This is a genomic window from Mesorhizobium sp. M0159, assembly GCF_040322295.1.
GTDB lineage: Bacteria > Pseudomonadota > Alphaproteobacteria > Rhizobiales > Rhizobiaceae > Mesorhizobium.
Genome location: NZ_JAMYTF010000006.1, coordinates 148016 through 170955, shown reverse-complemented (window position 1 = coordinate 170955; position 22940 = coordinate 148016). Strand labels below are relative to the sequence as shown.

20 protein-coding genes are annotated in these 22940 nt (G+C 63.2%); 14 read left to right on the top strand and 6 right to left on the bottom strand.

The window, feature by feature from the left end; translation table 11 throughout:
* Positions 1–69: 69 nt before the first annotated feature.
* Genes NKJ32_RS08770 through NKJ32_RS08755 form a run of 4 tightly spaced genes read left to right on the top strand, consistent with a single transcriptional unit; the run spans position 70 to position 6898 of the window.
* Positions 70–1074, top strand: a complete 1005-nt coding sequence (locus tag NKJ32_RS08770) for an AAA family ATPase (RefSeq protein ID WP_023679494.1) — start codon at positions 70–72, stop codon at positions 1072–1074.
* Entirely contained in the window at positions 1074–1988 is a 915-nt protein-coding gene (locus NKJ32_RS08765) for a DUF58 domain-containing protein (RefSeq protein WP_352568018.1), read from the top strand. The genes NKJ32_RS08770 and NKJ32_RS08765 overlap by 1 nt, the downstream gene beginning before the upstream one ends.
* Positions 1985–4807, top strand: a complete 2823-nt coding sequence (locus NKJ32_RS08760; protein ID WP_352568019.1) for a DUF4159 domain-containing protein — start codon at positions 1985–1987, stop codon at positions 4805–4807. The genes NKJ32_RS08765 and NKJ32_RS08760 overlap by 4 nt, the downstream gene beginning before the upstream one ends.
* 3 nt (positions 4808–4810) lie before the next feature.
* Entirely contained in the window at positions 4811–6898 is a 2088-nt protein-coding gene (locus NKJ32_RS08755; protein WP_352456452.1) for a hypothetical protein, read from the top strand.
* Positions 6899–7070: 172 nt separating this feature from the next.
* Here NKJ32_RS08755 and clpS read toward each other — a convergent pair whose 3' ends face one another.
* From clpS to NKJ32_RS08740, 3 genes are all read right to left on the bottom strand, one after another.
* A complete protein-coding gene (gene clpS, locus NKJ32_RS08750) occupies positions 7071–7376 on the bottom strand; it encodes an ATP-dependent Clp protease adapter ClpS (RefSeq protein ID WP_023679498.1) in 306 nt (101 codons plus the stop codon).
* A gap of 257 nt (positions 7377–7633) precedes the next feature.
* On the bottom strand, positions 7634–7849 hold the full coding sequence (locus NKJ32_RS08745; protein WP_352456451.1) for a hypothetical protein: 216 nt from the start codon (positions 7847–7849) through the stop codon (positions 7634–7636).
* 34 nt (positions 7850–7883) lie between these two features.
* Positions 7884–8228, bottom strand: a complete 345-nt coding sequence (locus NKJ32_RS08740) for a hypothetical protein (protein WP_023679500.1) — start codon at positions 8226–8228, stop codon at positions 7884–7886.
* A 237-nt stretch (positions 8229–8465) separates the two neighbouring features.
* Here NKJ32_RS08740 and NKJ32_RS08735 point away from each other — a divergent pair, with 237 nt between their 5' ends.
* Positions 8466–9182, top strand: coding sequence for a response regulator (locus tag NKJ32_RS08735; protein WP_352568020.1), 717 nt, complete (start codon positions 8466–8468; stop codon positions 9180–9182).
* A complete protein-coding gene (locus NKJ32_RS08730) occupies positions 9179–10588 on the top strand; it encodes an ATP-binding protein (protein ID WP_023679502.1) in 1410 nt (469 codons plus the stop codon). Before NKJ32_RS08735 ends, NKJ32_RS08730 begins: the two co-directional genes overlap by 4 nt.
* Before the next feature lie 236 nt (positions 10589–10824).
* Here the strand turns inward: NKJ32_RS08730 and choV are convergent, their stop codons facing one another.
* From choV to NKJ32_RS08715, 3 genes are all read right to left on the bottom strand, one after another.
* Positions 10825–12006: a choline ABC transporter ATP-binding protein gene (choV, locus tag NKJ32_RS08725; protein ID WP_023679503.1), complete on the bottom strand. Its 1182-nt coding sequence runs from the start codon at positions 12004–12006 to the stop codon at positions 10825–10827.
* The gene (gene choW, locus NKJ32_RS08720) at positions 12003–12857 is read right to left on the bottom strand and encodes a choline ABC transporter permease subunit (RefSeq protein ID WP_254819158.1); all 855 of its coding nucleotides are present in this window, start codon (positions 12855–12857) and stop codon (positions 12003–12005) included. The genes choV and choW overlap by 4 nt, the downstream gene beginning before the upstream one ends.
* A gap of 118 nt (positions 12858–12975) precedes the next feature.
* Complete coding sequence (locus NKJ32_RS08715) at positions 12976–13911, bottom strand: choline ABC transporter substrate-binding protein (RefSeq protein ID WP_023679505.1); 936 nt, start codon at positions 13909–13911, stop codon at positions 12976–12978.
* 237 nt (positions 13912–14148) lie between these two features.
* Here NKJ32_RS08715 and NKJ32_RS08710 point away from each other — a divergent pair, with 237 nt between their 5' ends.
* From NKJ32_RS08710 to NKJ32_RS08675, 8 genes are all read left to right on the top strand, one after another.
* On the top strand, positions 14149–14760 hold the full coding sequence (locus NKJ32_RS08710) for a thymidine kinase (RefSeq protein ID WP_023679506.1): 612 nt from the start codon (positions 14149–14151) through the stop codon (positions 14758–14760).
* Positions 14761–14887: 127 nt separating this feature from the next.
* Positions 14888–15277 carry a c-type cytochrome gene (locus tag NKJ32_RS08705; RefSeq protein WP_023679507.1) on the top strand — a complete coding sequence of 130 codons (390 nt, stop codon included), beginning with the start codon at positions 14888–14890 and terminating at the stop codon, positions 15275–15277.
* Positions 15278–15492: 215 nt separating this feature from the next.
* Positions 15493–16581 carry a hypothetical protein gene (locus NKJ32_RS08700; RefSeq protein ID WP_023679508.1) on the top strand — a complete coding sequence of 363 codons (1089 nt, stop codon included), beginning with the start codon at positions 15493–15495 and terminating at the stop codon, positions 16579–16581.
* A 35-nt stretch (positions 16582–16616) separates the two neighbouring features.
* Positions 16617–17762, top strand: coding sequence for a hypothetical protein (locus NKJ32_RS08695; protein ID WP_023679509.1), 1146 nt, complete (start codon positions 16617–16619; stop codon positions 17760–17762).
* A 24-nt stretch (positions 17763–17786) separates the two neighbouring features.
* Positions 17787–19697: an AAA family ATPase gene (locus NKJ32_RS08690; protein WP_352706081.1), complete on the top strand. Its 1911-nt coding sequence runs from the start codon at positions 17787–17789 to the stop codon at positions 19695–19697.
* Positions 19698–19834: 137 nt separating this feature from the next.
* Positions 19835–20251 carry an endonuclease domain-containing protein gene (locus tag NKJ32_RS08685; RefSeq protein ID WP_352568022.1) on the top strand — a complete coding sequence of 139 codons (417 nt, stop codon included), beginning with the start codon at positions 19835–19837 and terminating at the stop codon, positions 20249–20251.
* A gap of 109 nt (positions 20252–20360) precedes the next feature.
* Complete coding sequence (locus NKJ32_RS08680) at positions 20361–21665, top strand: DUF6638 family protein (protein WP_352575756.1); 1305 nt, start codon at positions 20361–20363, stop codon at positions 21663–21665.
* Positions 21666–21680: 15 nt separating this feature from the next.
* On the top strand, positions 21681–22805 hold the full coding sequence (locus tag NKJ32_RS08675; protein ID WP_023679513.1) for a DUF2333 family protein: 1125 nt from the start codon (positions 21681–21683) through the stop codon (positions 22803–22805).
* The last annotated feature ends 135 nt before the right edge of the window (positions 22806–22940 follow it).

Below are 22940 nucleotides of genomic sequence, written 5' to 3'. Positions count from 1 at the left end.
CCGAATCGCGGCATTCTCTGCGGCACCAAGGTGCCAAGCGGAATTTCCAACCAGAAGGATCGATGCTGCATGAGCGTTATGATCAAGGAAAGCCCGATCAGCGAAAAGGACATGGTGGCGCAGGCCGAGAAAGCGCTGGCCGACATTTCGAGGGTCCGTGACGGCGTCGGCCGGGTCATTTTCGGCCAGGAAAGCGTCGTCGAGCGCACGCTCGTCGCATTGCTGGCCGGCGGCCATGCACTGCTGGTCGGCGTGCCCGGCCTCGCCAAGACCAAGCTGGTCGAAACGCTGGGCATCGTGCTCGGCCTCGATTCGCGCCGCATCCAGTTCACGCCCGACCTGATGCCATCGGACATTCTCGGCTCCGAGGTGATGGAGCAGGATGAATTCGGCAAGCGCTCCTTCCGCTTCATTTCCGGGCCGATCTTTGCGCAACTGCTGATGGCCGACGAGATCAACCGCGCCTCGCCACGCACCCAGTCGGCGCTGCTGCAGTCGATGCAGGAATACCACGTCACCATTGCCGGCGTGCGCCATGATCTGCCGTCACCGTTCCACGTCCTGGCGACGCAGAACCCGCTGGAGCAGGAAGGCACCTATCCGCTGCCGGAAGCGCAGCTCGACCGCTTCCTGATACAGGTCGATATCCTCTACCCCGAGATCGAGGCGGAGCGCCGCATCCTGCTGGAAACCACCGGTATCGAGGATGCCAAGGCTGAAAACGTGCTGCAGCCGGCGCGGCTGAAGGACATCCAGACGCTCATCCGCCGTATGCCGGTGCCGGAAAGCGTCGTCGAGGCGATCCTCAAGCTGGTGCGCTCAGCGCGCCCCGGCCAGGGCAACGCCGATACCGACAAGTACGTCGCCTGGGGCCCAGGCCCGCGCGCCAGCCAGGCGCTGACGCTGTGCACCCGCGCCCGCGCCCTCTATGACGGCCGGCTGGCGCCGTCGGTCGACGACGTCCGCGCGCTCGCCGAGCCGGTGCTGCAGCACCGCATGGCGCTGACCTTCGCCGCCCGCGCCGAGGGCACCACGGTTCGCGATGTTGTGGCGAAGCTCGCGAAAGGGATTTGATGGCGCGCATCGGTGAAGCGCAGGCACCGGCAGCGACGCGCGATGCGCTCGCCAGAGGCCGGTTGCGGGCTTCGTTGGTGCCGGACCTGCTGGTCGAGGCGCGCCGCATCGTCAACACGGTAATTGCCGGCTGGCATGGCCGCCGCAAGCGCGGTATCGGCGAGAATTTCTGGCAGTTCCGGCCCTATGTCGAAGGCGATTCCTCGCGCATTGACTGGCGCCGTTCCGCCCGCGACGATCACACCTATGTCCGCGACCGTGAATGGGAGGCCGCCCACACGGTGTGGCTTTGGGCCGATCCCTCGCCTTCCATGCTCTACAAATCGACCGGAGCCAGCGTTTCCAAGGAATCGCGCGCCCTGGTGCTGGCGCTGGCCATGGCCGAGCTTTTGTCGCGCAGCGGCGAGCGCATTGCCTGGCCGGGCCTGACCGACCCGTTCACCGCCCGCAATGGCGCCGAGCGCATCGCGGCGCAACTGATGCACGCCGCCGACCTGCCGGCAAAGCCCGACCTATCCGGCATTCGCCGGTTCTGCGACATCGTCCTCGTCAGCGATTTCCTCGACCCGGTCGAGGACACCATGGCGTGGCTGGACGTGCTCGCCCGCCACGGCGTGCGCGCCCATCTGGTCGAGGTCGCCGATCCGGCCGAGGAAAGCTTCCCCTATGCCGGGCGCACCGAATTCACCGATCCTGAGACAGGCGACAAGCTGACCGCCGGCCGCGCCGAAATGCTGGGCGAGGAATATCGCCTGCTTTATGCCGCCCGCCGCCAGGAACTGGCCGCCTGGTGCAAACGGCTTGGCTGGAGCTTTACCGTCAATCATACCGATCGCCTTGCCTCCGAGGCGCTGGTGCGCATCCACATGGCGATGACCGCCGAGGGCAGCTTTGCCGGGAGGGCCCGCGCATGAGTTGGCTGCCGCTCTCCTTCGGGGCGCCGATGGTGCTGTGGGGCCTGCTGGCGCTGCCGGTGATCTGGTGGCTTCTGCGGCTGACCCCGCCCAGGCCGCAAGCCGAGGTGTTTCCGCCGCTCAGGATTCTCGCCCGCGTGCTGAGGCGCGAAGAAACGCCGCAGCAGAGCCCTTGGTGGCTGACGCTGCTTAGGCTGCTGATGGCCGCGCTTGTCGTGGCAGCACTTGCCGAACCGGTCTTCAATCCGCGCGAAAAGCTGCCGGCCGAGGGCGCTGCCCTGGCGCTGGTGATCGACAATGACTGGGCAAGTGCCGCCGACTGGGGCAAGCGCGTCGCCACCGCCGAGCGGCTGATCGCCGATGCCAATTCGAACGGCGTGCCGGTGCTCATCGCTTTCACCGCCGAGAAGCCGAATGCCGAGATCGGTCCCTTCGATGCCGCTGCCGCGCTCGACCGGCTGCGCGCGGCAAAGCCGCGGCCGATCCCGACCGACCGCCCCGCCGTCTATGCCCGCGTCGCTTCAGCCTTGGAGTCGCTGCCTGGCGCCAGCGTCGCGGTGCTCGCCGATGGTCTGGCGGCGCAAGGCGACGAAGCCGCGTTCAACACGCTGTTGTCGAAGAACGCAGCACGCGTTGTCTGGGCCGTCTCCGACCGGCTGTCGCTGACCGGCCTGACCGGCGCCGACAACCAGGTCGACGGCTTCGCCCTGACCGCCATCCGCGCACCGGGCGATCCGGCACCTGCACAGGTGACGGCCGGCGCCTTCGACGACAAGGGCCGCCGCATTGCCGACGCGACGCTGACCTTTGCCCCGGGCGGATCCACCGCCACCGGCACGATGGCCGTGCCGTTCGAACTGCGCAACGACTTCGCCCACGTCGCGCTCGATGGCGAGCGCCAGGCCGGTGCCGTCCGCGTGCTCGATGAGAGCTCAAAACGCCGCCGCGTCGGGCTGTTGTCGCAGGCCGAGGCCGACCAGGCGCAACCGCTGCTGTCGCCGCTCTACTACATCCGCCGCGCCCTGCAGCCGTTCGCCGATCTGGTCGAGCCGTCGAGCGTCGATCTCGCCGACGCGATCCCGCAACTGCTCGACCAGAAGCCGGCGATGATCGTCATGGCCGATGTCGGCACCATTCCGGAACAAGCGCGGCAAAGGCTGGTTGACTGGGTCGACAAGGGCGGCACGCTGGTGCGTTTTGCCGGTTCGCGGCTGGCCGCTGCCGGCAATGACGACGACCTGCTGCCAGTTCGGCTGCGCACGGGCGAACGATCGCTTGGCGGCGCGCTGTCATGGACGGCGCCGCAGCCGGTCACCGAATTCCCGAAAACCGGTCCCTTCGCCGACCTCGCGCCGCCCACCGAGGTCACCGTCACCAGGCAGGTCCTAGCCGAACCGACGCCCGACATCGTCGAGCGCACCTGGGCTACGCTTGCCGACGGTACGCCGCTGGTGACCGGGATGAAGAAGGACAAGGGTACCCTCGTGCTGTTCCACGTCACCCCCGAGGCGACGTGGTCCAACCTGCCGATCTCCGGCAGCTTCGTCGAGATGCTGCGGCGCATCGTGCAATTGTCGCGCAACCAGGGCGCGGCTGTCGCCAATGCCGAGGCCGCCGCCACGTCGCTGGCACCCTATCGCATGATCGCCGCCGACGGCACGCTGGTGCCGCCGACGCCGGATGCCAGGCCGCTGGTGCCCGGCGCCGGCCCGCTGCCGGTGACGCTGGAAAACCCGCCCGGCCTCTACGGCTCGGAAACGGGAGTGTTCGCTCACAATCTGCTCGGTGGCGACAGCGCGTTCACGCCGCTGGCCCGGCCTGATATCACGGTGCCGGTCACCACCATCCAGTATGCCTTCGACGAACAGCGCAACCTCAAAGGTCCGCTTGTCACGGCCGCCCTGGTGCTGATGGTGCTCGACACGCTTGCCGTATTCTGGATGGGCGGCCTGTTGTCGCGCCGGCCGCGCCGTGCCGGCGCTGCGGCGACGGCAGCCGTCCTGCTGATTGCGCTCGGCGCCTTGATTGGCCACGCGGACGTCGCGCGTGCCGACGACGCCAAGCCGGGAGATACGGAGGCGATCGGGGACATTTCAAAGACCCGGATCGCCTATGTGCTGACCGGCGAGCCGGGTGTCGATTCGATCAGCCGCGCCGGGCTCGAAGGCCTGACCCGCTTTCTTATCGAAAAAACCGCGCTCGAACCCGGAGCACCGGCCGGCGTCGACATCTCGAAGGACGAACTTTCCTTCTATCCGCTGATCTACTGGCCGATCGATCCCTCGGCCCCGATGCCCAGCGAGGCCGCCATCGCCCGCATCGACGCCTACATGCAGCAGGGCGGAACGGTCTTGTTCGACACCCGCGACCAGTTCGCCAATGGCATTGGTGCGGATTCGACCAGCCCGGCGACGGAGCGGCTGCGCGACATCCTCGGCAACCTCAACGTGCCACCGCTTGAACCGGTGCCGTCGGACCACGTGCTGACCAAATCCTTCTACATCCTTCCGGAGTTTCCTGGCCGTTTTGCCGGCAGCCCGCTTTGGGTCGAGGCATCGCTCGAAGCCAGCAACACCGAGAACCGCCCGGTGCGCACCGGCGACGGCGTTTCGCCGATCATGATCACCGCCAATGATTTCGCCGGCGCCTGGGCGGTCGACGAGAATGGCGACCCGCTATTGCCGACGGTGCCGTCGGATCCGATGCAGCGCATCTATGCGCTGCGCGCCGGCGTCAACATCATGATGTATATGCTGACCGGCAACTACAAATCCGACCAGGTGCACGTCCCGGTGCTGCTCGAACGGCTGGGGCAATAGACCATGAACTGGTCGCTCGCCTTCGAACCGCTCATCACCTGGCCGCTGCTCGCCGTGGTTCTGGTGCCGCTGCTGCTGCTGGCGCTCGCCGGCCTTTGGTTTCGCCAGCGCGGCGCGGTCTTCCGCCTGACAGCCCTGATTGCGCTGGCTGCGGCGTTGCTCAATCCGGTGTTTCTCAACGAAGAGCGCGAGCCGCTGAAAAGCATCGTCGCGGTCGTCGTCGATCGCAGCCAGAGCCAGGATATCGGCGACCGCACCAAACAGACCGATGAGGCGTTGGCCGGGCTTCAGCAGCGTCTCGGCCGCTTCAAGCAGTTCGACGTCCGTGTCGTCGAGGCCGGCAAGTCCGAAGCCGCCGACGAGCGCACCGAGACGCGGTTGTTTTCCTCACTCGAAAATGCTTTCCGCGACGTGCCGCCGTCGCGCATCGGCGGCGCCATCATGATCACCGATGGCGAGGTGCATGACGCGCCGCCCGGCGCACCCGACTTCAATGCCCCGCTGCACGCGCTGATTACCGGCAACGAGCATGAGAAGGACCGCCGCATCCGCTTCGAGAATGCGCCGCGCTTCGGCCTCGTTGGCAAGCCGCTCGACATGACGTATCGTGTCATCGCCACCAACAACGAGACCGGCCCGGTCGATGTCCGCGTATCGGTCAACGGCGAGCAGGTATCGGTCGAGCACGCCAACATCGGCCAGGCGATGCCGCTGCAGGTGACCATTCCCAGCGCCGGGCGCAACATCGTCGAACTCGCCATCAACCACGAGCCGGGCGAACTCACCGACACCAACAACCGCGCCATCGCGCTGATCGACGGCATCCGCGAAAATCTGCGCGTGCTGCTTGTTTCCGGCGAACCGCATGCCGGCGAGCGCACCTGGCGCAATTTGCTGAAATCCGACGCTTCGGTCGACCTCGTGCACTTCACCATCCTGCGCCCGCCGGAAAAGCAGGATGGCACGCCGATCAACGAATTGTCGCTGATCGCCTTCCCGACGCGCGAGCTGTTCGTCGAGAAGATCAAGGATTTCGACCTGATCATCTTCGACCGCTATCAGCACCGCGACGTGCTGCCGATCCTCTATTACGACTACATCTCCGAGTATGTCGAAAAGGGCGGCGCGCTACTGATCGCGGCAGGCCCCGAATATGCCGGCGAAAGCTCGATCGCCCGCACGCCGCTGATGTCGGCACTGCCGGCAATGCCGACCGGCGAGGTCATCGACAAGGCCTTCTACCCACGTCTCACCGATACCGGCCAGCGTCATCCGGTAACGCGTGGGCTCGACGGCTCCGCGACCGAGCCGCCGCACTGGAGCCGCTGGTTCCGCACCATCGGCGTCGAGAACCCCGAGGGCGAGGTGGTGATGAAGGGTGCCGACAACCGGCCGCTGCTACTGCTCGATCGCAAGGGCGAAGGCCGCGTCGGCATGCTTTTGTCCGATCAGGGCTGGCTGTGGGCGCGCGGATTCGAGGGCGGCGGCCCGCACGTCCAGCTCTACCGGCGCATCGCCCACTGGCTGATGAAGGAGCCCGAACTCGAGGAAGAGCGGCTGACCGCCGACGGCCGCGGCATGGTGCTGGAAATCCGCCGCCAGACGATGAGCGACGATCCCGGCCCGGCGCAAGTCATCACGCCGTCCGGCAAGGCACTGATCGTCAGGCTCGAGAAATCCGAGCCAGGCGTCTTCCTCGGCAGCGTCGAGACCAGCGAAATCGGTCTCTATCAGGTCGGCAATGGCGACCTGACGGCATTGGCCCATGTCGGGCCGGTCAACGCCCCGGAATTCACCGACGTCGTCTCCACCGAGAACCGGCTGAAACCACCGGCTGAGGCAACCGGCGGCAGCGTTCGCCGGCTGGCGCCGGCATCGGCCATTGGCAACCTGACCAGCACCGTCACGCTGCCATCCGTAGTCCCGGTCCGTTCCTCGGGCGCGGCTTCCGGCAATGACTGGATCGGCCTGCGCACCACCGACGACAGCGTGCTCAAGGCCGTCTCGCGCGTGCCGCTGTTCGGCGGCTTCCTCGGCCTCGGCCTGCTGCTTCTGGCGATGGGCTCGATGTGGTACCGCGAAGGGCGGTAACGCGGTTTATCCTTCTCCCCTTGTGGGAGAAGGTGGATTGGCGCGCAGCGCCAAGACGGTTGAGGGGTGCTGGACGGAGTGCCGTCCTTGCCAAGCTGGAACACCCCTCATCCGACCGAGCTTCGCTCGGCCACCTTCTCCCACAAGGGGAGAAGGAAGAAAGCGAACCGCCCTACTCCTCCGGCTCCGTCGTGAACATCAGCGGGTAGCCCTTGGCCTTGCCGGCATCGGTTGCCCGCGCCGCCTTAGTCTCGGCGACATCCCTGGTGAAGACGGCGACAACGCAGACGCCGCGCCGGTGCGCGGTGATCATTATCCTATGCGCCTGGTCTTCGCTGAGCTTGAACTCGGCCTTCAGCACCGTCACGACAAACTCGCGCGGAGTGAAATCGTCATTGACCAGGATGACCTTGTAGAGCTTCGGCCGTTCGACCTTCGGCTTCGTGCTGGTACGGGGTTTTGTCGTGATTTCAGGCATTGGACCGGCAATTGCGTACGACAGCTTTGCGGTCATTTTGACATGGGCAAAAGCGGTCGTCCATTCAACCGCGCGCGATCGGCTTCCCGGCAGGCGCAGTTCAAAAGTCCGTGCCTATGTGGGAACTGCCGTCTGGCGTTCAACGGGGGGTGTGGGCCGGGACTGGCCCTACTGTCTGCACGCAACAAAAAAGACGACCGCTCCAGGCAAATCGCAACTGGAGCGGTCTTCTCATAGGGTAGAAAGATGTCGCTTGATCAGGCCTTCGGAGTTGCCTTGACCGCGTGCTTCTTGTGCTTCTTGACGGTCTTCTTGGCAGCGACCTTCTTCACGGCCTTGGCCGGCGCAGCGGTCGTCGTTGTCGTCGCAGCCGGGGTGGTGGTCGCGGCATTGGCGCTGCTGGCGCCGAGAACCGGCATCGAGACGGCCAGCGCGATGGCGAGACCGAGGGCGGAGAGGAGGGACTTTTTCATGGCTTCACTTCCTTTTTGTGCAGATCGGATTGTGTCACTGAACGGGATCGATCGGTGTCACTCCAAGCAGCTTCAAAGCATTCGCGAGCATCCGGATTCCCTGTGCCTGTTTCTTGTTGGCGCAGAACCGGTTTCCCTTTCTTTGAAGTGCTTTCGCAGCGGTGACCTGCGTTGCCGCGGCATGGGTTTCGAGGGCTTCGTCAAACTGGCGGTTCAGATCGATGCAACGCTCGCTGCGGGTGGTCGCCACCTTTGCATCGGCCGCCTTTGCATTGGCCACCTTCGCATCGGCCAGTTTTGCATCGGCATGTTCGACCGCGGCCGTGACGAGCGAAATGGAAAGCAACGCACCCATCAGACTGATCGAGAACCTTTGCATTGGTCTGTCCGTAATCCCGTAACGCGTGTCGCAGCCGATGACCTGACCGCCACGGCACCACTTATGCCTTTGATTTTTTTCGGCAGTTTTTCCGGATTGTAGAATTTTGTTTCTGGATTGTTTCTGGGCAGCCCGGATCGAGCCGCCGATCTTCACTGGCCAACTTATGGCCTGAATTCTATCGTCTGGCTGACGGCCGAAGCAGCGCTTGGGCGATCCACAAATGACAGGTTCCCGGTGAAATCCGACCCCCACATACTGATCGTCGACGACGACAAGGGCATTCGCGACCTGCTTCAGGAATTTTTCCAGAAGCGAGGGCTGCATACATCGATCGCCGCCGACGGCACCGAGATGGAGACCATCCTGCGCCGCGCCCAGGTCGACCTGATCGTCCTGGACGTCATGCTGCCCGGCAAGAGCGGGCTGGAGCTCTGCCGCGAGTTGCGCGCCAATTATTCGACGCCGATCATCATGCTGACCGCGGTTACCGAAACTACCGACCGCGTGGTTGGGCTGGAGATGGGCGCCGACGACTACGTGCCGAAACCCTTCGATCCGCGCGAGCTGCTCGCACGCATTCGTGCCGTCTTGAGACGCAATGGCGCCGCCGAACCGCGACGCGCCGCCTCGCGGCAGATCTACCATTTCGCCGGCTGGACGATGGACTGTTCGCGCCGCCGGCTGATGGCGCCCGGCGACGTCAGGATCGAGCTGACGATGGCCGAATTCAATCTCCTGCAGACCTTCGTCAAGAGCGCGCAGCGCGTACTGAGCCGCGAGCAGCTGATCGAGCTGTCCGGCGGCGACAGCGGCTACAGCTTCGACCGCAGCGTCGACATTCTGGTCAGCCGGCTGCGGCGCAAGATGGAGGACGACCCGAAAACGCCGAAGCTGATCCTGACCGTGCGCAGCGGCGGCTACCAGTTCCTGCCTGAGACGACCTCCGAATGAGACGCATCCTGCCGCAAACGCTGCCGGTCTGGGTGCTGCTCATCGTCATCGCCGGCCTGCTGATCAGCCAGATCGCGACCCTTTACATCGTTTCGCGCGACCGTGCCGCCGCCAATGACGTCGTCGATCTCTACCGGCTGAACGACCGCGCCTTCTCGCTGGTGCAGCTGATGCATGATGCTACGCCGGAACAGCGCAAGGCGACGGCCTCCGGCCTGTTCAACGCCACTTATGCGCTCACCGTCTCCGACACGCCCGCCGTTACTTCGTCGATAGCCGGCGACGACGAACTGGCCGAATTGGAAGACATATTGGTCGGTCGGCTATCGAAGTTCGGCATCACCGACGCGCGGGTCCGCCGCGACCCGGCAACGCACGAAGCCGACGCTCCCGGTGGGACGGTCGCCGGTCCCGATATCGGCCAGGTCGAGCGCGACCTGCTGGTGCTGGCGGCCGATTTCGCCCAGAGCGACAAGCTGACCGCTTCGCTTCGCTTTGCCGACGGCCAATGGCTGAACTTCACCGAGCCGAACACACCGGCCGGACCGATACTGAGCTTCGATAGCCTGCCGCTCTATGCCTTGATCGCCGGGCTGGTGGTGGCTTCCTCGATCTGGTCGCTGCGCCGGCTGACGGCGCCCTACCGGATGATGGAGACCGCGGTGAAGCGGATCGGCGAGGACCTGAAAAGCCCGCCGATCGCCGAGAGCGGCAGCCGCGAGGTGCGTACCGCGGCAAAGGCGGTCAATGCCATGCAGGCGAGGCTGCGCGCCTACGTCGAGGACCGCGAGCATCTTGCGGCCGCACTGGCGCACGACCTGCGCACGCCGCTGACCAGGATGCGGCTGCGCCTCGAACTGCTGAGGAATTCGTCCGTGCGCGCCGCACTGGCGCACGACCTCGCCGACATCGAAGGCATTGCCAGCTCGGTCATCGACTTCGCCACTTTCGAGGTGACCGAGGAGAAGAGCGAGAGGATCGATTTCTGGTCGCTGGTAGAATCGATCGCCGACGGCTTCGACGAGGTCTCCTTCGACAATGAGGACGCGCGCTCGCGCGGCCTGATCTGCGTCGCGCGGCCGGTCGCGCTACGGCGCTGTGTCACCAACCTCGTCCAGAACGCGGTGACCTATGGCAAGAGGGCGCATCTCAGCCTGCGTCAATCAGGCAAGACAATCACGCTGGCGATCCATGACGAGGGTCCGGGCATACCGCAAGCCGAGCTCGACGCCGTGTTCGGCTCGTTCGTGCGCCTGGAACAGTCGCGCAACCGTCAGACCGGCGGCCTCGGCCTCGGCTTGACCATCGCCCGCAACATCGCCCGTAGCGCCGGCGGCGAAGTCAGCCTGTCCAACCATCCCGATGGCGGCCTGATGACGGAGCTGCGCCTGCCGCTTGCGGTTTAGCTTGCGGTATCGGGCTAAGCCGGCGTTCCTTCGCGCCCCCTCTGTTCTGCTGGACACCTCCTCCACAGGTGGGAAGATTGGCCGTCGTCGCCGATTTCGCCAATTACAAACGTTGGAATGTGAGAGCCGTCCGCGAAACCGCCGATCTCCCCCAAGTAGGAGAGATGTCCGACAGAACAGAGGGGGGCGCGACAGAACTCGGCGTTTGGTCTTGGTTCTCTCCCCAAGGAGAAAAACTACCTTCTCAACACCGCGCTCAGCACATCCCTGACGCCGATGGCGCCGACAAAGCGCGACTGGTCGTCGAACAGCGCCACCGGTGCCGTCTGCGAGCGATGCATGGCCAGCATCACGGTCTTCAGCGAGGTGCCGGGATTGGCCCAGAACACCTGCGCCGTCTCCTCCGGCTGGGCTTCGACATCGGCGCAGGACACCCATACCGCGGGCTTGCCGTCGCGCTCGGCCGCCGCCACCAGCCCATGCTCGTCGATCTTGAAACGCGTCGTCCTGCGCCGGTCGAGCCACACCCAGCCGTTCTCGCCGTGTTCGAGGTCGCGGCGGTCGCGCATGACGTTCCACGCGGTCAGCACCGAGAGCGGGTTCACATTGGCGATGAAGTCGCGGACATAGTCGTTGGCGGGCCGCAGCACGATGTCTTCCGGCGCGCCGGTTTGCACGATGCGCCCGCCTTCCATGATGGTGATATGGGTGCCGATCTTCAGCGCCTCCTCGAGGTCGTGGCTGACGAAGATGATGGTCTTCTTCAGCTCGGCCTGGAGCTGCAGCAACTCGTCCTGCAGCTTGGTCCGGATCAGCGGATCGAGCGCCGAGAACGGCTCGTCCATGAGCAGGATCGGCGCCTCGGTGGCAAAGGCGCGCGCCAGGCCGACGCGCTGCTGCATGCCGCCGGAAAGCTCATGCGCATATTTCTTCGACCACTGGTCGAGATGAACCAGCTTCAGTTGCCTGTTCACCCGCTCCTTGCGCTCGGCTTCGGGTACGCCGGCGAGCTCGAGGCCAAGGCCGACATTCTCCTCCACCGTGCGCCACGGCAGCAGCCCGAACTGCTGGAACACCATCGCCACCTGCTTCTGCCGCAGCCGCCGAAGCGTCGCCTCGTCGCAGGTGACGACGTCGACCGTACCGTCGCCGTCCTTGACCAGCACCTGGCCGCGCGAGACGACGTTCAGCCGGTTGACGGCTCTGAGCAGCGTCGATTTGCCGGAGCCGGAAAGCCCCATCAGCACCGAGATCTCGCCCTCGTTCACGGTGAGGCTGGCGCCGGCGCAGCCCAGTACGTTGCCGGTCTGTTCGAGGATCTCGGCTCGGGTGGCACCACTGTCGATCAGCGCCAGCGAGCCTGCCTGGTCGGCGCCGAAGACGATGTCGACATTCCTGAAATCGACGGCGACGGTCATTTCTTGCCTCCCACGCCGATGCGCGTCATCCGGTCGAGCACGATGGCGAGCACGACGATCGCCAGCCCTGCCTCAAGCCCGAGGTCGATCCTGCGCGAACCGAGCGCCCGGTTGATTTCCGTACCGAGGCCGCCGGCGCCGATCAGGGCGGCGAACACCACCATCGACAGCGACAGCATGATCGACTGGGTCAGCCCAGCCATGATGGTCGGCAGCGCCGAAGGCAGCTCGACCTTCCACAGCAGCTGGCGCTTGGTGGCGCCGAACGCCTCGCCCGCCTCGACGATCGATTTCGGCACCGAGGTGACGCCGAGATGGGTGAGCCGAACCGAGGTCGGGATGACGAAGATGATGGTGACGATCAGGCCGGGCGCGTTGCCGAGGCCGAACAGGGTCAGCACCGGGATCAGGTAGACGAAGGTCGGCAATGTCTGCATCAGGTCGAGCACCGGCAGCATGACGCGATACACCTTCGGCTTGTGCGCGGCCCAGATGCCGAGCGGCACGCCGATGGCCATCGACACGGCGGCGGCGGCGACCACCAGCACCAGCGTCTCCACCGTCTGCTTCCACAGGTTCTGGTTGAGGATGAACAGCAATCCGATGAATACCGCCAAAGCCAGGCCTTTCGAGCGCTGCAGGAAATAGGCGAGCAGAGCGATCAGCGCGATCAGCAGAACCGGCGGCAGCAACAGCAGCCCGTCGACGATGCCGTCGAGCAGGAAGTTGAGGCTGTTGGAAAAAGCCCTGAAGATGGTGTCGAAATTGTCGGTGAGAAAGCCGAAAAACGCCTTCCCCCATGCCCCGATGGGAATCTTGTAACTGACCAGGAATTTGGAGATCGGATCCATCTAGCCCCTCTTCTACCGGCGCCGTCCTTCGCCGGACGGTCATCTTGTCACAGGATATGAAAAAGGGCAGCCATTTCTACCGTGGCTGCCCCTTGTCTCGTCATGCCAGATGGTCGGGTCAGCTTCCGAGCGCCGTTTTCACCGCAGCCGCCGCATCGCCGCCGTCGAAGGTGGTGACGCCGGCGATCCAGGGAGCGACCGCGTCCGGGTGCTTCTTCAGCCAGTCGGTCGCGACCGTATTGGCGTCGCCGCCCTTCAGGATCGCGTCCATCATCTCGCCTTCCATGTCCAGGTTGAACTTCAGATTGGCGATGAACTTGCCGGCGTTCGGACATTCGCTCATGTAGCCCTTGCGTACATTGGTATGCACGGTGGCAGCACCAAAGCCGCTATCTCCCATCCCCTCGAGATAGGTGATCTTCATGGCGCCCATCACCGGATGCGGCGTCCAGCCGAGGAAGGCGATCCATTCATTGTTCTTCATCGACTGGTCGGCCTGGGTGAGCATGCCGGCCTCGGAAGATTCGACCAGTTCGAAGCCTTCGAGATTGGTCTTCGGATCCTTGATCATGTCGAGGATGATGCGGTTGCCGTCATTGCCGGCCTCGATGCCGTAGATCTTGCCGTCGAACTTGTCCTTGAATTTGCCGAGATCGGTCAGCGTCTTGACACCGGCATCGGCGACATAGGTCGGAACGACGATGCCGTAGCCGGCACCGCTGAGATTTTCACTGACGGTCTCGACCGAGCCTTCGGCGGCATAGTCCTTGATGTCGTTGGTCATCGACGGCATCCAGTTTCCGAGGAACACGTCGAGATCTTTGTTCTTCAGGGACGCATAGGTCACCGGCACCGAAAGCTGGATCACCTGCGGCTCGTAGCCGAGCGCCGTGAGCAGCACCGAGGCGACGCCGGTGGTCGCCTGGATGTCGGTCCAGCCGACATCGGACAGACGCACCGTCTTGCAGCTTTCCGGATCGCCGGCGAAGGCCCCAGTCGTGGATAGAAAAGCCGCCAGGCCGAGGCCGGCGACGAATGAACTCATACGCGACATGAAAATTCTCCCATTTCAGTTCTCGGTGAAGCGAAGCGACGGTTTTATCTCCGCCTTTGTTCCGTCAGCCAAACATCATTCTGCTGCGGTTTCAAGCACTAAGGCAATCACGAACAACGGCGCAGGCTGGCCGATCAGCGACACGCCCGCCGCTTTCCGGATGGAAGTCGCCTTTTCCCGGTGGAATGTAGGCGCTCCCCCTCCCCGCTTTGTTGCAACTCGGCTTAAAAGGACGGCATGGCCAAGCTGTACTTCCATTATGCGACGATGAATGCCGGCAAGACGACGATGCTGTTGCAGGCCTCGTATAATTACCGCGAGCGCGGCATGACGACGATGCTGTTCATCGCCGGCCACTACCGCAAGGGCGATACCGGGCTGATCTCGTCGCGCATCGGCCTGGAGACGGAAGCCGAGATGTTCCGCGACGGCGACGATCTGTTTGCCCGGGTCGCCGAGCATCACGACCACGCCACGGTCCATTGCGTCTTCGTCGATGAGGCGCAGTTCCTCGAAGAGGAGCAGGTCTGGCAACTCGCCCGCATCGCCGACCGGCTGAACATCCCGGTCATGTGCTACGGCCTGCGCACCGATTTCCAAGGCAAGCTGTTTTCCGGATCGCGCACCCTGCTGGCAATCGCCGACGACCTGCGCGAGGTGCGCACCATCTGCCGTTGCGGCCGCAAGGCGACGATGGTGGTGCGCCTCGGCGCCGACGGCAAGGTGGCGAAACAGGGCGAACAGGTGGCGATCGGCAAGGATGTCTATGTCTCGCTCTGCCGCCGCCATTGGGAAGAAGAAATGGGCCGCGCCGTGCCCGACGATTTCATCGGCTTCACCAAAACCTGACCAGCGCTATTGCTTTCATCCGACCTCCCGGCCGACATTCGTTCACCAATCGCGCCATCGTGCGGCGCTTGTTTAAGGCCTGCTTGCTATTTCAGAACCTCTCAGCCAGAGCCGTCGGGGAGTTCCCATGCTTCGAGCCATTTCGTCTGCCGCTGCTTTCCTCATCGCCGGCGCTCTTGCCGCGCATGCCGACGGCGATGCCGCTCTCGGCAAGAAAGTCTTCAACAGATGCATGGCCTGTCATGAGGCCACGAGCGACCACGACAAGGTCGGCCCGCATCTGCTGGGTGTCGTCGGCCGCACCGCCGGCACCGCGGACAGTTATCTCAGCCGCTACTCGCAGGGGATGAAGGACGCCGGCGCCGCCGGCCTGGTCTGGGACGAAGCAAACCTCGCCGAATACCTGCGGGCGCCGCGGCAGAAGGTCCCCGGCAACAAAATGGCCTTCTCCGGCCTGACCAGCGACGACGACATCGCCAATGTCATCGCCTACCTCAAGGCCGATCCCAAGCCCTGAGCGTCGCTCCCGACCTAAAGTCCAGCCGCGGTTGAAGCGGTGTCTGACCGGACGGCAGTTACACCGTAATCATTGCCTGACTATCCTGCGGTCGGCCTCCTGAAATTCTTTTGTTTTCCTGTAATCCCATGTCTTCCGTCTTTCATTCGCCAAACCCGGCACATATATTCGCGGCGGTTTGCGAAACGAAACCGATGCCGAAGCGGGAGGCCCCAATGGCGACATTGCAGAATTTCGATGCCGAGATTGCCAAGACCAAGCAGGTCGTAGAGGACATGCGCACCAAGATCGAGCAGTCCGGTACTGTGCTCGACACGCTCGCCACCGCCGACAAGAAGATCGGCGACGCCAATTTCGACATCGAGAATGCCCGCATTGAGGATGTGCTGAAGCAGCAGAAGGTGATGGAAGGCAATATCGCCGACCTGATTATCGGCCTCGAGGACGCCACCAACGTCTTCGGCGCCGAATTCGAGAGCATGAAGAACTACACCGGCTGGGAAAATTTCGTCGGTGTCTTCTCCAGCCAGCGCAAGCAGCGCCTGCGCACCGACCGCGTCCGCAACATGTCGCTGGCCGGCAATCTGCAGGAGCTGCTGGCGAAATCCGACACCATCGTCGGCATCCTCAAGGCTCAGAAGCAGGTTCTCGACACGCGCTACAAGACCTCCGAGGCCAGCCTGTCGCAGGTGATCGAGCGCCGCAAGACCACCATGTCCAATCTCGAGACCGTGCAGAAGCGCATCGAGGAGCTCAACCCGATGCTGCTCGACATCGAGAACAAGATCGCCGCCTCGACCAGCCAGAAGGTGCGCACGCAACTGGAAGGCGAACGCTCGAAACTGGCCACGGAATACAACGAGAAGCAGGCCAAGGAGCAGGAATTGCTGGCCGAAAGCCAGACGCTGGAGCGCTACACCTCGATGTTCCAGACCTTCGTCGATTCGCTCAACAACCAGATCGCGGCGCAATCGACGCTGATCAACAAGCTGACCATCGATACCGAGCAGCGCATCGTTCTGTACAAGGCGCTGGAAGATTCGCTGAAGACCGCCGCCCAACAGGATGTCGCCCACAAGATCAACACGCTGGGCAGCCAGGTCGACAACACCGCCGAAGAGACCATGGCCGGCATTGGTGCCGCCTCGCAAAAGCACATCGGCGATCTGCTTGAAATGCACGAGAAGAACATGGTCGCCACCGCCGACATCCAGCGCCGCAAGAAGCTCGCCGACGATGCCTTCGCCCGCCGCTTCGACGATGTGATGAAGAAGCACAATTCGGCAAATTACGTGCAATCGTAATTGCTGCACGTGCACTGCTCCCAAGGGCTGGCAGCATGACCCCCGAAAACGAAGCTGCGGCGCGCTATTTCTCGGCGATCACGGCGGCACTTGGCGGCCTCGAAGTGTTCATGCGCGACGATCGCTCGCCGCTCTATCGGCACGGCATCGTCGCCAAGGTCGTCGCCGAATATATTGCGCGGCTCGACAAGTCGTTCTCGTGCTGGCGCAACCGGCTGGGCTTCACCGAGACGTTCCGCATCTCGCGCGCCGAAAGCGGTTTTCCGGTCTTCCAGAACCTGCTCGAGTTGGAGAACGACCGGCTCCAGGCCGATGCGCGCCTCGCCAACCTTCCGCTGGCCGATGAGCTGCGCGAGGAAATGGCGGACTTCATCCTGCGCCACAAGGAATTTCCCGAAGCGCTGCAGAAGTCGATGGCCGAGCGGCTTTACCTCGAGGACGTCAAGAGCGAGACCACCTTCGGCCCGTTCACGCTGGCCCAGACGGTCAAGGTGTCGGTCAATCCGAAGACGTTGCGCCCCTATTATCTGGTCCACTGGGCCTGCTTCGACGGCAGCGCCAACCTGCCGCTTGTGTATATGGTGACGGTCGAGGATTCCTCGGACGACATGATCCGGCAGCTTGTCGACTCCAGTGGCAAACTTAATGAGAGGGTCGACATTCCGCTGCCGGTCGACGGCTTGCTCAATCCCGAGCTTGCCCACCGTTTCGACGATTTCACCGAGAAGAATTCCGCCTACGCGCTGTCGCCGGCGACCATCGCGGTCAACCTCGACAAGGATTTCGAGCCGCTGCATCCCAAGCAACTGCGTCGCGTCGTGCTCGGCCCGTTCTATTCTGCAGGGATTACCGACAACAATTCGACGGTGAGCGAAGTGCTGGCCAAGGTGCGCAAGCCGGAAAACGCCTGGCTGCTGACCTGGACCATCCAGGAGGTCTTTTCCAAGGCCGAAAAGCCAGGCCGCAAGGGGCTGTTTTCGAGCGAAAAGACGACGCAGGAATTCTTCATCAATACCGACGATCTCGAGGCCGCGCGGCAAGGCGTGTCGAGCTATGAGAACCATGCGTTGATTCCGCACGAGGCCTATCAGGCGCTCTATGCCGCCGGCGAGGCGCAGAAGATCTTTTCGGGCTACAAGGTCCACATCCTGTCCAAAGGGCAGGTCATCAGCGACGTCTGACCATCAAATCGCGGAGCATCCTCCATGGACACCGGCCTGACCACCATCCCGGAAGCGGCAATTGAAAAGCACCGTGCCACTGCGCAAAGTTTCATCACTCGCATCGTCGTGCTGGAGGACCCATCGCGCGAGTCCGGCACCGCGCTTGCCGGCACCAACCGCCGCTTCGTCTCTACCGTCTCGGTCGGCTCGGTGCGCCGCACGCGCGAGGTCGAGCTCTCCAAAACCGTCGCCGCCGTCCATTCCGACGACCAGTTGCTGACTATCCCGCAGCACACGCTGTTGTTTCGCGCCCGGCGCGGCACAGCGATAGCGCTGGCCATATCGGATGTCTTCGCCGAGGGCTCGGACCTCGAAAGTCTGCAGGCGAAAAACGCCCGCGCGCCGCTCGAAGGCGATGAAGCTGCCACCTTCAAGAAGCTGCTGTCGGCCTCTGCCTACATCTCCGCCTTCAGCCTTGCCTCCTATTTGTTCCAGCTGATCGACAGCGACGGCGAGGCGCCGAACGACACGCCCGAGCCGGACTTTCTGTTCGACACGCCACAGGATGCGGTGAAGTCGATCGTGGCCGGGCTCGACAGGGCGATAGCGGGTTCGAAGGACGATGCCGACCTGATGACCCGCGCCCGCGCCTTTGCCCGCGTCGCCATCGACGGGCTGTTGGCGCGAAAGGGCCGCTTCGACGGCATCGGTCCGTTCGAGAACGCGCATATCCGCATCGACGTCGACGATTTTACCCTTGACGGCTTCGACGTCGCGCCGGGTAAGCGGGCAAAGCCGCTGGTGATGACCTTCAAAAAACCGGAAGAGGTCGTCGGCAACCACATCGCCAAATACCAGTCGGTCAAGCTTGCCAAGATGCTGATGGCCTATGACTTCGAGCGCGAGCTGAACCCGTTCGTCGAGCTCGGCGGCTTCCTGTTCACTTTTATCGGCGATGGCGCGCCCGGCACCGGCAAGACAACCTTGATCCAGATGATCGCCGGTCTTCTCAATGGTTATTGCCAGGTCGCCGGTTATCCCTTCGCCTACGAGAATTTCGGCGTCGACCAGATCTCCTCCTACCAGGGCAAGTCCGGCCAGAACTGCCGCCAGTTCATCAACAATGTGCTGAACCCGCGCGTCATCGGCTTCGGCACCATCGACGATATCGACCAGGTGGCGGCACGCCGGTCCGACGACCGCGCCTCGGCCGGCCAGCAGGAAATCACCGGCGTCCTGATGGACGCCTTTGGAGGTGCGGCGACCGTGGTGCGCGGCAACTGCTCGTTCGGCATGTTCTCCAACTATCCCGAAAACGTCGACGACGCGCTACGCCAGCGCGCCGGCGCGCGCTGGCTGGTCGACGGCCCGCAGAGCCGCGACGACTACATCGACATCTTCGTTCTGCTCGCCGGCAAGAACCACAAGATCCCGCTCGGCGACCACAAGCTCTATGTGGCGCAAGAGATCCAGCGCGCGGTGATGGAAGCTTACGAGGAGCATGAGAAGCCACAGGAAGACGGGTTGATGAAGGTCTATGAGCGCTACATGAAGGAGAATGGCGCGCCAAAGACGATGGCCGACATCGGCACTTATCTGCATATGATCAAGGATGCCGAGCCGCGCTTTACCGGTCGCGCCATCAAGAACGTCACCGATGCCATCAAGATGCGCGCCATGGACATCGAATTGCCGGACGAGTGGTTCGAAAAGCCGGAAGCCTTCATGCACAAGGGTTACGACGACAAGAAAGCCATGATCGAGGAGCTGCGCGGGCCATTCTCGATGGACATGGTCATGCAGGAGATCAACCGCTACGCGGATTCCGAGTTCCGCTATTCCGACAAGTCCGATGATGCGGCGGTGACCAAGATGATCCGCGACACCCGTCTGCGGGAGCGTGCCGTCCGCGAGATCGAGGAGTTGAAGAAAAAGGGGCTGTGGAATGCGTGAGGTTTCTTCTCGCCGGATACCACTGCCCCTGGTGCGCTGCATAAGCTCCCACAGCAACGCTGAAAGACGTGGCTCAAAAGCTGACGCCCCCCTCTCCCCGTTCTTCACGGGGAGAGGGTAAGGGTGAGGGGCAGCGCATGCGTGGACCAGAAATAGACATAACCAAGCGCGCAAGGCGCCTGCGTCAATCCGACAACGATGCAGAAACCGCGCTCTGGATGGAGTTGCGCGACCGCAGACTGAACGGCCATAAATTCGTACGGCAGTTGCCGATAGGCTCTTACTTCGCCGATTTCGCCTGCAGAGACTGCCAGCTGGTCGTCGAAGTCGATGGCAGTCAGCATGTCGGCAGCCAATATGATCGAATCCGGGATCGCTTCATCGTCTCGAATGGCTGGTCCATGCTGCGCTTTTGGAACGTCGACGTATTGAAGGACCGGGAAGCAGTCCTTGAGACAATATTGGCTGCGATCGAAGGACGCCTCGAACGCCATATCGAAACGCATGATCTTCGATTTGTCGCCGCCAAAGGGTATGGAGAGACATGTCCTTGACCGTTCGCGCCGCCCCTCACCCTTACCCTCTCCCCGTGAAGAACGGGGAGAGGGGGGCGTCACCGCTGGAGCTCGATCCTCCAGCGCAAGATCCATTGGTATCGCGCACATGAGCCCCGCCAAGAAACCCGATCTGTTGCGCGACAACGAGCTGATCTACGGCCGGCTGCTGACGATCGACGAGCCGCACCTGATCCAGCGCTACAACAAGGCGATGGTCGCGTTCGGCTTGAAGCCGACCAAGTTGAAAAGCTTCGAGATCGATCGCACTGGCTTCTCGCCGCAGGTCGCCGAGGAATGCGGCGACTACAGCTACCTCGATCCGAACGAGGTCAACCGTCGCTTCATCATCCTGACGCCGTCGCAGATCGACCTGCCGGTGGTGCACACGGCGTTCTCCAACACTTCGCTGCTGATGTACGAGTTCATGTCCAAGAACCAGCGCGCCATCGATGCGCTGACGATCAAGGACGTCATCTACGGCGAGATCGAGGATTCGGTCCCCAAGGTCGACGACATCGAGGACCTGCTGTCGATCAATCAGGTCGAATTCAAGGTGCTGTCGGCCGAGGATGTGCTCGGCAAGGCCGCTGAACTCGGCAAGCTGGTCGACCGGCTGAAGCAGGAACCGGATGCCTGGCGCGACAACGCCATGCTTGCCCACATGGTCGAGCTGGCGAAGATCTGCGGCGACATCCGCGAGAATGCGCTGGTGCCGGACCAGGTGATCTTCCGCCACAATGCCTATTGGACCAGCCATTTCGGCGGACTTTATGTGTTCGTCGATCCCGACGTGACGACGGTGATCAGCGACCCGGCAGCGCCGGGCTTCCGCCGCTCGCGGCCATGGCAGGTGAGCTACCTTTCGATCCACGACGCCGACAAGGTATTCAAGTTCCTCGCCTCGACCGGCCGCCTCGAGTTGCCGCGCGCCTCATGGATCGAAACCTCCGGTTATCTCGAGCATCGCGCCGAAATGGTGGTGCGCGCGCTGATCCGCGACGCCGATCCCGACCGCAATCTGACCGACGTCGACAAGGTCTGGCTGCAGACCTGGATCCACGGCCATACCGATCTGATCACCAGGGACGGCAATTTTCCCTTCCTCAACGCCGCCAAGCGCGAGATCGCCCAGCTCGGCCATCTCAAGATCGAGGACGTGTTCCCGCAGCAGCGCTTCCTGGTCATCCGCGCCAAGCCGGACCATCCCGACGCCTGGCTGACCAACCAGCTGATCTCGGACTTCGTGCCGCAGGACTTCGTTTCGCGTTACGTCTTCAACAAGCCGGGCTTCTACAGGGACTATGAAGGCTTCAGCGACGCCTGGCGATCGCATGTTGTGGACGTTCTGAAAACCACATATCTGAAGGACAAGGTGGCGTTTCGCACACGCCTCTACGGCTTGACTGACTGAGGGGGTGACATCGCCATGCTTGATCCGATCGTGAATTTCTTCACCCGGATTTTCCAGTGGATTGGCCGCGGCATCGGCCTGCTCATCGGCGCGATCCTGTGGCCGTTCCTGTGGGCGGGGCGCTGGTACACGCAACGCGGCTGGATCCTGAAGGCGGTGCTCGGCCTGGCTGTGCTCGTGCTGATCGGTCTCTATGTCAACTTCTTCTACGCCACCCAGTGGTGGAACAATTTCGACCCGAATTACGTCGACAAATACACGTTCGAAAAACGCAACAGCTCCGCCGGTGAACAGGTTTCCGCCGGCGCCGGCACCGACACGGCCAAGACCTGCGGAAATTCAGCCATTGCCCAGGTCGCTGCCGACCTGACCGACTTCAACGTCAACCAGAATGCCTGGGTGTCGTCGATGATCCTCTACAAGCTCGGCCTGTTCGGCATCGACTGGGACCACACGCCGTTCATGGACAACAAGGCGTCGTTCCAGCGCGGCATCAACCAGGCGGTGCGGCGCACGGCGACCGAGCTTGCCGACAATCTCGGCCGCGTCCGCACCACCTCGCAGATCGACGCCGACCTGCAGGACGCCCGCGGCAATCTGCAGTTCGATGAGGAAACCTGGTATTTCGGCTTGAACCCGTTCGGGCCCAAGACGCCGACGCCGAGCTACTATCGCGACGCGGTGCGCAAGCTGCGTTCCTTCAACGCCCGCCTCGCAGCCTGCCAGGCGACATTCGATGCCCGCGCCGACAATCTCAAGCAGTATATCGACCGCATTTCGTCCGATATCGGTTCCACCTCGGCGATCCTCAAGGAGCGTGCCGAAAACCACAATAATGGCTGGTTCGACACACGCGCCGACGACCGCTTCTGGTTCGCCTATGGCCAGCTCTATGCCTATTACGGGCTGATGAAGGGCGCACAGGCCGACTTCGAGGACGTCATCAAGGAAAAGCACCTGCAGAACCTGTGGGATACGATGGACGCGCAATTCGTCTCGGCGCTGCGCATCCAGCCCTTCATCATCGCCAATGGCCGCGAGGACGGCTGGCTGTTGCCGACACATCTGACGACGATGGGGTTTTACATACTCAGGGTGCGCTCGAACATGGTCGAGATCAGCAACGTGCTGACGCAGTAGCGGATCGTCCCGCACAGCCGGCGCTGGTGAATTTGCGCCGTTGCTTCTGTCGCTTTTCGCGTATTACGCGGCTGTTTTGAGACGGCGGAACCGCGCCTGCTCTGGCTTCTATACGGCGCGGCAACCGGCGCGAAA

What these genes read in the sequence shown, in the direction of transcription:
- NKJ32_RS08695 (WP_023679509.1), top strand. Translation starts at nt 16,617, where the DNA reads ATGACCCCCGAAAACGAAGCTGCGGCGCGCTATTTCTCGGCGATCACG.
- NKJ32_RS08730 (WP_023679502.1), top strand. Translation starts at nt 9,179, where the DNA reads ATGAGACGCATCCTGCCGCAAACGCTGCCGGTCTGGGTGCTGCTCATC.
- choV (WP_023679503.1), bottom strand. Translation starts at nt 12,006, where the DNA reads ATGACCGTCGCCGTCGATTTCAGGAATGTCGACATCGTCTTCGGCGCC.
- NKJ32_RS08690 (WP_352706081.1), top strand. Translation starts at nt 17,787, where the DNA reads ATGGACACCGGCCTGACCACCATCCCGGAAGCGGCAATTGAAAAGCAC.
- NKJ32_RS08745 (WP_352456451.1), bottom strand. Translation starts at nt 7,849, where the DNA reads ATGAAAAAGTCCCTCCTCTCCGCCCTCGGTCTCGCCATCGCGCTGGCC.
- NKJ32_RS08740 (WP_023679500.1), bottom strand. Translation starts at nt 8,228, where the DNA reads ATGCAAAGGTTCTCGATCAGTCTGATGGGTGCGTTGCTTTCCATTTCG.
- choW (WP_254819158.1), bottom strand. Translation starts at nt 12,857, where the DNA reads ATGGATCCGATCTCCAAATTCCTGGTCAGTTACAAGATTCCCATCGGG.
- NKJ32_RS08760 (WP_352568019.1), top strand. Translation starts at nt 1,985, where the DNA reads ATGAGTTGGCTGCCGCTCTCCTTCGGGGCGCCGATGGTGCTGTGGGGC.
- NKJ32_RS08700 (WP_023679508.1), top strand. Translation starts at nt 15,493, where the DNA reads ATGGCGACATTGCAGAATTTCGATGCCGAGATTGCCAAGACCAAGCAG.
- NKJ32_RS08715 (WP_023679505.1), bottom strand. Translation starts at nt 13,911, where the DNA reads ATGTCGCGTATGAGTTCATTCGTCGCCGGCCTCGGCCTGGCGGCTTTT.
- NKJ32_RS08685 (WP_352568022.1), top strand. Translation starts at nt 19,835, where the DNA reads ATGCGTGGACCAGAAATAGACATAACCAAGCGCGCAAGGCGCCTGCGT.
- clpS (WP_023679498.1), bottom strand. Translation starts at nt 7,376, where the DNA reads ATGCCTGAAATCACGACAAAACCCCGTACCAGCACGAAGCCGAAGGTC.
- NKJ32_RS08710 (WP_023679506.1), top strand. Translation starts at nt 14,149, where the DNA reads ATGGCCAAGCTGTACTTCCATTATGCGACGATGAATGCCGGCAAGACG.
- NKJ32_RS08675 (WP_023679513.1), top strand. Translation starts at nt 21,681, where the DNA reads ATGCTTGATCCGATCGTGAATTTCTTCACCCGGATTTTCCAGTGGATT.
- NKJ32_RS08770 (WP_023679494.1), top strand. Translation starts at nt 70, where the DNA reads ATGAGCGTTATGATCAAGGAAAGCCCGATCAGCGAAAAGGACATGGTG.
- NKJ32_RS08755 (WP_352456452.1), top strand. Translation starts at nt 4,811, where the DNA reads ATGAACTGGTCGCTCGCCTTCGAACCGCTCATCACCTGGCCGCTGCTC.
- NKJ32_RS08705 (WP_023679507.1), top strand. Translation starts at nt 14,888, where the DNA reads ATGCTTCGAGCCATTTCGTCTGCCGCTGCTTTCCTCATCGCCGGCGCT.
- NKJ32_RS08680 (WP_352575756.1), top strand. Translation starts at nt 20,361, where the DNA reads ATGAGCCCCGCCAAGAAACCCGATCTGTTGCGCGACAACGAGCTGATC.
- NKJ32_RS08765 (WP_352568018.1), top strand. Translation starts at nt 1,074, where the DNA reads ATGGCGCGCATCGGTGAAGCGCAGGCACCGGCAGCGACGCGCGATGCG.